The 6961-nt window shown below is 68.6% G+C and carries 10 protein-coding genes; 5 read left to right on the top strand and 5 right to left on the bottom strand.

Annotated elements, in window-relative coordinates; translation table 11 throughout:
* Window positions 1-107: 107 nt before the first annotated feature.
* A complete protein-coding gene (locus ACFWQC_RS03755) occupies window positions 108-575 on the bottom strand; it encodes a class I SAM-dependent methyltransferase (RefSeq protein WP_378673271.1) in 468 nt (155 codons plus the stop codon).
* A gap of 179 nt (window positions 576-754) precedes the next feature.
* On the opposite strand from ACFWQC_RS03755, the gene dapB reads away from it, so the two are divergent.
* Entirely contained in the window at window positions 755-1501 is a 747-nt protein-coding gene (gene dapB, locus ACFWQC_RS03750) for a 4-hydroxy-tetrahydrodipicolinate reductase (protein WP_378673269.1), read from the top strand.
* Between the two features lie 18 nt (window positions 1502-1519).
* Here dapB and ACFWQC_RS03745 read toward each other — a convergent pair whose 3' ends face one another.
* Genes ACFWQC_RS03745 through ACFWQC_RS03735 form a run of 3 tightly spaced genes read right to left on the bottom strand, consistent with a single transcriptional unit; the run spans window position 1520 to window position 4289 of the window.
* Window positions 1520-2161: a GerMN domain-containing protein gene (locus tag ACFWQC_RS03745; RefSeq protein WP_378673266.1), complete on the bottom strand. Its 642-nt coding sequence runs from the start codon at window positions 2159-2161 to the stop codon at window positions 1520-1522.
* A 5-nt stretch (window positions 2162-2166) separates the two neighbouring features.
* Window positions 2167-3558 carry an ATP-binding protein gene (locus tag ACFWQC_RS03740; protein ID WP_378673263.1) on the bottom strand — a complete coding sequence of 464 codons (1392 nt, stop codon included), beginning with the start codon at window positions 3556-3558 and terminating at the stop codon, window positions 2167-2169.
* Window positions 3555-4289 carry a response regulator transcription factor gene (locus ACFWQC_RS03735; protein WP_378673260.1) on the bottom strand — a complete coding sequence of 245 codons (735 nt, stop codon included), beginning with the start codon at window positions 4287-4289 and terminating at the stop codon, window positions 3555-3557. The genes ACFWQC_RS03740 and ACFWQC_RS03735 overlap by 4 nt, the downstream gene beginning before the upstream one ends.
* Window positions 4290-4404: 115 nt before the next feature.
* Between ACFWQC_RS03735 and ACFWQC_RS03730 the strand changes: the two genes are divergently transcribed.
* Together ACFWQC_RS03730 and ACFWQC_RS03725 are read left to right on the top strand one after the other, a co-directional pair.
* Entirely contained in the window at window positions 4405-4749 is a 345-nt protein-coding gene (locus tag ACFWQC_RS03730) for an STAS domain-containing protein (RefSeq protein WP_378673257.1), read from the top strand.
* Window positions 4749-5141 (top strand): hypothetical protein, encoded by a 393-nt coding sequence (locus ACFWQC_RS03725; RefSeq protein ID WP_378673254.1) that lies wholly within the window; start codon window positions 4749-4751, stop codon window positions 5139-5141. Before ACFWQC_RS03730 ends, ACFWQC_RS03725 begins: the two co-directional genes overlap by 1 nt.
* Here the strand turns inward: ACFWQC_RS03725 and ACFWQC_RS03720 are convergent.
* A complete protein-coding gene (locus ACFWQC_RS03720; RefSeq protein WP_378673251.1) occupies window positions 5132-5716 on the bottom strand; it encodes a DUF3043 domain-containing protein in 585 nt (194 codons plus the stop codon). The genes ACFWQC_RS03725 and ACFWQC_RS03720 overlap by 10 nt on opposite strands.
* Window positions 5717-5900: 184 nt before the next feature.
* Between ACFWQC_RS03720 and ACFWQC_RS03715 the strand changes: the two genes are divergently transcribed.
* Both ACFWQC_RS03715 and ACFWQC_RS03710 read left to right on the top strand, forming a co-directional pair.
* The gene (locus ACFWQC_RS03715) at window positions 5901-6683 is read left to right on the top strand and encodes a PspA/IM30 family protein (protein ID WP_355017993.1); all 783 of its coding nucleotides are present in this window, start codon (window positions 5901-5903) and stop codon (window positions 6681-6683) included.
* Window positions 6680-6958 carry a hypothetical protein gene (locus ACFWQC_RS03710; protein ID WP_378673248.1) on the top strand — a complete coding sequence of 93 codons (279 nt, stop codon included), beginning with the start codon at window positions 6680-6682 and terminating at the stop codon, window positions 6956-6958. The genes ACFWQC_RS03715 and ACFWQC_RS03710 overlap by 4 nt, the downstream gene beginning before the upstream one ends.
* The last annotated feature ends 3 nt before the right edge of the window (window positions 6959-6961 follow it).

Raw genomic sequence — 6961 nt, 5'->3', positions numbered from 1 at the left:
TCTTCTATACCCCCCCCCTAGCGCATTTCTCGTCCAGCACAGCCCCAACCCCCCCAACATACCCCCACGCTTCGACGTCAGAAACTGACGTCTCGGCGTGGTCTGGGTCAGCGCTTGCCGATGATCCCGACGGCGGCGGGGACCTTGGAGTCGACGATGGAGACGCGGAACCCGGCATCGGCCAGGGCCTTGCTCGTCTTCTCGATGATCTCGGGGACCTGCTCTCGCTGGGTGGCCTCGTAGAAGAGGTTGACCGTGCCGCCGGGGAGCACGCGCTCGTGGAGCAGCGCTATCTCGGCGGATGCGTCACGCACCCAGAACAGGTTGACGTTGAACGCGAACACCTTCGTCAGCCGCTTGACCGGGACCCGCAGCGTCGCGAGGTCGATCTGGCGGACCGTGAGGCGTCCTGCCTCCAGGTATTTCGCGCAGCGTCGCTTCGTACGATCGACACCCGACTCCGAGCGGTCGATCGCAAACAGCTTTCCGGTCTCCAGCCGGCTACAGATCAGCTCGGCACCAGCCCCCGGGCCACAGCCGATCTCAAGGACATGATCGTTCGGTTGAATGTCCATGAAATCAACGGCCCAACGGATCCGAGCAGGGATCGTCTGCACCACCATGGGTCCAAGACTGCCAGATCCTCATACGGTTCCGCGCACAGCCCCTTCGACAAGCTCTGAACAAGCCTCGCAATTTGTTCACCGGATGGTGGTCGATCGTTGCTGGAGCGTGATCTATAAGGTGTGGCCTCATGACTAAGGTGGCTGTTCTCGGTGCACGTGGCAAGCTCGGTTCGGCGGTCTGCGAGGCCGTCGAATCCGCTGACGACCTGGAGCTCGTCGCCAGGATCGGTCGCGACGACGAGCTCTCGGCGATCACCGACGCCGGTGCCGAGGTGGCCGTCGACGTCACCACGCTCGAGGCGGTGATGGGCAACGCGGAGTTCTGTCTGTCCCGCGGCGTGCACACGGTGATCGGCACCTCGGGCTTCGGGCCCGACCGCGTCGAGCAGCTCGAGACCTGGCTGGCGAAGAACCCTGGCGTCGGCGCGATGGTGGTGCCCAACTTCTCGGTCGGCGCGGTGCTGATGATGCGGTTCGCCGAGCTCGCCGCCGCCCACTTCCCGTCGGTGGAGATCGTCGAGACCCACCACGAGCGGAAGGCTGACGCCCCTTCGGGCACGGCACGCAGGACCGCCGAGCTCGTCGCTGCGGCGCGCCGCGAGGCCGGGGTGGACCCGGCGCCCGACGCGACCACCTCGGCCCTCGACGGGGCCCGTGGGGCCTCTGTGGACGGCATCCCTGTCCACTCCCTGCGGATGTCCGGATCGGTCGCCCACCAGGAGGTCATCCTCGGCGGTGTCGGCGAGCTCCTGACCATCCGGCACGACTCGCTCTCGCACGCCTCCTTCGCCCACGGCGTGCTCGCCGCGATCCGCGGCATCGGCTCGCGGCCGGGACTCACGATCGGCCTGGAGGAAGTCCTCGGTATCGCCTGAGGCCGGCGGCGAGTCAGGTCAGCCCGGGCAGAGGTCGCTGGGTTCGAGCGACCCGTCCTTGGGCTGCTCGGCGGGGTCGGCGAGCAGGCTGCGGTAGTCGTCGTGCCGCAGCGGTCCGTCGGCGAGCTCACCCGAGGACCGCGGAACCTGCAGCGGCCCGGCGTCGTACTCCAGCTCCACCTGGTCCACGCCGGGGATCGAGGTCAGGGACAGCACCGTCTGCGCCGTCGCGAGCACGACCCGGTTGGTGGCGATCGTGTCGTCGAGGGAGACGCGGAGGTGGGCGGTGCGATGGGTGATCGCCACGAGCTTCAGCCATCTGTCCGGAGGCAGGGCCGTGCCGAGGCCGGAGCCCAGATCGCGTGCCGAGGGCCCGTCGCCGAGCTGGTCGAGGATGTCTTTGGCGACCCCCCGCAGGGTCTTCGCGCAGAAGCTCGCCGCGGGCCGACCGACGAGCCGGCCCTCGGCGTCGACCCAGTAGAGCTGGGGACCGGCGAGACCGCGCGCCGCGCCCGAGGGGGCCTCGTCCACATCCTCGAGCAGGTGGTACGGCACTTCCGAAGGGTCGACGGTGCGTACCTCGTCGTCATCGGGGACTCCGCACGACGCCACCGCGAGCAGGAGCAGGCCGGCGGCGCCCGCCGCCCAGGACGTACGCATCGCCCTCATGTCGCCTCGCGAGCCGCGGCGGTCCTCGCCGTGGGCGCCAGTGGGAAGGAGAGCACGAAGTCGGCGCCGCCGGAGTCGGCCTCGCGGCACCAGACCGAGCCGTCGTGGAGCTGCGCGGTCTGTTCGACGATGCTCAGCCCCAGCCCGCTCCCGGTGGTCGCGCCGCGGGCGCCCATCCTGGCGAACCTGTCGAAGATGCGTTCTCGTTCGGCGGCGGGGACGCCGGGACCGGAGTCGGTGACATGGATCTCGGCGTAGCCGCGGCGTGTGATCGCGCGCACCGTGGTCAGGCCGCCGCCGTGGGTCTCCGCGTTGCGCACCAGGTTGGCCAGCGCCCGGTGCACCTGGAGCCGGTCGGCATAGATCGCGAGATCCGCGGGAACGTCGACGGTGACCCTGCCGTCGATCTCGGCCTCGGCGAGGGTGGCGGCGACCAGGTCCGCGACGCCAAGCACCTCCCACTCCGACTCGCGCACCCCCGCGTCGAGTCGTCCCAGGGTGATCAGGTCCTCGAGCGCGCCGCGGAACCGGTCCAGCTCGCCGGCCATCAGCCCGACGGCGGTCGCAGAGCTCGGCGAGAGCGTGCTGTCGCCCTGCAGGACACCGAGACTGGTGGTGAGGGTGGCGACCGGCGTACGGAGCTCGTGGCTGACGTCGGCCGCGAAGCGGGCGTCATGGTCGAGGCGCTCGACGACGGTGTCGACCATCGTGTTGAACGAACCGGTGAGGGTGGCCAGATCGGGGTCGTCGGTCGCCTCGACCCGGGTGTCGAGCTCTCCGGCGGAGATCCGGGCGGCGGCCAGCGCGACCTGCCGTAGCGGCCGCAGCACCCGCCGGGCCGCGTACCACCCCAGGATTCCGCCGGCGAGGGTCGTGATGGCCGCTGAGATCGCGAGCGAGTAACCCATCGTGTCGAGGGTCTCGCTGAGCTCCTTGGCGTGGGTGACCTCGTAGTAGTCGGCGTCCACCCCCTCGAGCGGGACGCCGACCACGATGTTGGGCCGGTTGCCGGTATCGGTCCAGGTCAGCGCGACCTCTCCGGCCTCGACGCTGGTCGCGACGTTGCTGGTGGCGTCGTGGACCTGGGTGGTGAGATCGGAGGAGTACCACTGGCCGTCCTGGTGGACGAACACCGTGGTTCGCCTCGGCGGGGCGATCTCGGACAGGACCTCGGCGACGTTCACGCCGTTCGTGCGCAGCCGCTCCTTGACCAGGGCAGCGTCGATGTAGGCCTGCTGCAGTGCGTTCCGCTCGCGCTGGACGATCAGGTAGTGCCGCGCGGAGAAGTAGGTGCTGAAGGCGAGGATCAGGCTGATCAACAGGGCGCCGGCAGCGAACGCCGCCACGACGTTGGCGCGAAGCCCGCGAAAGACCGGCCGCCGGATCATCGCGGATCCAGCCGGTAGCCCAGTCCACGCACCGTCGAGATGACCCCGCCGGTCACCGGGTCGTTGTCGACCTTGTTGCGCAACCGGCTGACGTGCACATCGACGACCCGGACGTCACCGTGGTGGCCCTCGGGCCACATCTGGTTGACCAGGTTCTCGCGGGTCATCACCCGGCCGGGGCTGGTCGCCAGCGCCAGCAGAAGCTTGAACTCGGTGCTGGTGAGGTGCAGATCCACGGGGCCGCGACGCAGGGTGGCGGCCGCCGGGTCGAAGACCAGCGGCCCGTCGGTCGAGTCGAGCACGACACCCCCGATGGGGGTGTAGCCGCCCGAGGTGGGAGCGAGCGGGTAGTCAGGGCGCCGCAGCGCGGCCTTGATCCGGGCTCTGACCTCGGCGACGTCGAACGGCTTGCGTACGTAGTCGTCTGCTCCTGCCTCCAGTGCCGCGACCACGTCCTTGGATCCGTCTCGAGCGCTGATCACGATGATCGGAGCGGTCGTCCGCGGGCGAACGCTGCGGATGAAGGTGAATCCGTCGATGCCGCCGAGCATCAGGTCGACGAGCATCACGTCGAACGGCTCGGCGGCGGCCAGATCGAGGGCGATCTCGGCATCGTCGGCCTCACCGACCGCGTATCCCTCCTGCTCGAGGAAGAGCCGGAGGGAGGTACGCAGCCCGTAGTCGTCCTCCAGGATGAGCACTCGCTTGGCTGCCTCTTGCACGTCTCGCATCGTCTCACCCGAACGGGCAGGAGGCCGACTCGTGGTGGCCTGCCCGCCGGAAGTGACACGCAACTGACACGAAACTGCGAAAGGACCTCCATACAGCCTGGGCAGTGTGGGCGGCATGAGCGAGGCGGACTTCTACCCGGTCGACGAGATCGTCGTCGTCCCGTTCTCGGACGCCACCTGCCTGCGGGCGATCCACAACCTGCGCTGGCGGCTGGCGGAGATGCTCGGGGGAGGTCCTGAGGCGGTCGTGGTCGACCTGTCCGGCCTGACCGAGTTCTCCTCGACGACCGTCGCGGCGCTGCTGTGGGCCAAACGGCGCTGCGGGACGCGGGGCGTGCCCCTACATCTCCGGAACGCCGATCCGGCGCTTGCCGGACGGCTTCGACGAGCAGGCCTCGACACCATCTGGGACATCCAGACGGCTCCGGCCGCACCAACCCCCACCCGAAAGGTCAATTGATGAGCAACTACGTCCACGAGACCGACCGCGACGATGCGGCCGATCTGCTGACGCCGGACCAGGCGATGAGCCAGGTGCGGGCGTGGACCGACTCACGGGTCGTCGGCAACCGCGCCGCCAACCGGCTCGAGGTGCTCGCAGCCTTCGGCGTCCATGTGGCCGTCTCGAACCTGCCCGGCGAGATCTGGGTCAAGCTGGCATGGCGTACGCCGACCCGGGTCGAGCTCTCCACGGTCTGGACGCTCACCTCGATGCCCGCGGCGGCACCGGAGCCCTTCATCGCCGACAAGCTCACCGATCTGGCCAGCGCCTGGAGCTTCCAGCACCGCATGGGCGGCGCCAGCCTGATCTGCGAGGTCGAGGACCCTCCCGGGTCCGAGACTCAGCGGTAGTCGTCGGGGAGCTGCGCGCCGATCTTGACCTGCGGCTTCGGCAGGCGCAGGGGGCGGATCTGGATGGAGCGCATGATCGCGTAGTAGGTGGTGCCCTTGAGGTCGTTGTCGGGGAAGCGGCGCTTGAGCTCCTTGCGGAGCAGGAAGCGCAGCGCGATCAGGTTGATGATCACGGTGGCCATCACGACGAGGGTGAAGAGCTGGGAGTACATCGCCAGCTCGAGGCTGATGTAGGGCACCACGAGCGCGATGATCAGCACCGGGAGCACGATCTCGGCGAAGGTGAACCGGGCGTCGATCCAGTCGCGGATGAACCGCTTGACCGGGCCCTTGTCGCGCAGCGGAAGGTAGCGCTCGTCGCCGGTCTTCATCGCCTGGCGCATCTTGTCGCCATGCTCGGAGCGCTGGGCGCGGTTGGCGGCGTTGATCTCCTTGCGGGAGCGCGGCTGCTTGAGTCGCGCCTTGCGGGCCGCCTCCGCTTCCTTGCGCGAAGGGGTCGGACGACCCTTACCGGTCTCCTTGACCGGGTTCTCGGGCTCGACGACCTGCGGGGCGGGGGACTTGCGACCGAACAACGGGTGACCTCTTACTGTTGGCTGGGACACATACAGGATATCCCGAAGGACCCTGACAGCGAGTTTTGTGGACCCGGCCTAAGGTGAGAGGCAACACTTGTCCTAGGACGACGAGAGTCCAGCGGCAAGCGACGACGCGGGGCGGCCGGCGGTCGGCCGCATATGAGAGGCGTAAAGGGAACCGATGAGTGTGATGAAGCGGCTGAGCCTGGTCTTCAAGGCGAAGGCAAACAAGGCGCTCGACAAGGCCGAGGACCCACGGGAGGTGCTCGACTACAGCTACCAGAAGCAGCTTCAGATGCTGCAGCAGGTGCGCCGCGGTGTCGCGGACGTCGCGACCAGCCGCAAGCGCGTCGAGCTGCAGATCAACGGGCTCAAGCAGCAGTCCGACAAGCTCACCCAGCAGGCCCAGAAGGCCATCGAGATGAACCGCGAGGATCTTGCCCGCGAGGCTCTCACGCGCAAGAGCGGTCTCACCCAGCAGATGAACGACCTCAACACCCAGCTCGCCACGCTTCAGGGTGAGGAGGAGAAGCTCACCCTCGCCCAGCAGCGCCTGCAGGCCAAGGTGGAGTCCTTCCGCACCAAGAAGGAGACCATCAAGGCGACCTACACCGCCGCCGAGGCGCAGACCCGGATCAACGAGGCGATCTCCGGCATCGGCGAGGAGATGGGCGACGTCGGCATGGCAATGCAGCGTGCCGAGGACAAGACCCTGGAGATGCAGGCTCGCGCCGGCGCCGTCGACGAGCTGCTCGCCTCCGGTGCCCTCGACGACCTCACCGCCGGTCCCACCGACGACATCACCCGCCAGCTCGACGCGCTCAGCTCGACCAGCGACGTCGAGGCCGAGCTCGCCGCGCTGAAGGGCATCAACGCCCCGCAGCAGACGCAGGCGCTGCCCGGTGCCGACGCCAACGCGCCGGTCATCGACGTGGAGTCGACCGAGAAGAAGGCCGAGCAGTGATCGTACGCATCCTCGGCGAGGGGCAGTACGACCTCGACGATGCCTCCGTCGACAAGCTCAACCAGCTCGACGCCGCGGTCGAGACCGCCTGCAAGGGCACCGACGAGGCCGTCTTCGACGCGGCCCTGGAGGCGCTGCTCGATGGCGTACGTTCGATGGGCACTGCCCACCCGGTCGACGCGATCGACTCCTCCGACCTGATCCTTCCCGGACCCGGCTCCACGCTCGCCGAGGTCTCCGAGATGCTCGGCGACGAGGGCCTCATCCCCGGTTAGAAA

Source organism: Nocardioides sp. NPDC058538 (genome assembly GCF_042719275.1).
Taxonomy (GTDB): domain Bacteria; phylum Actinomycetota; class Actinomycetes; order Propionibacteriales; family Nocardioidaceae; genus Nocardioides.
This window is presented reverse-complemented; position numbering and strand designations above follow the sequence as displayed.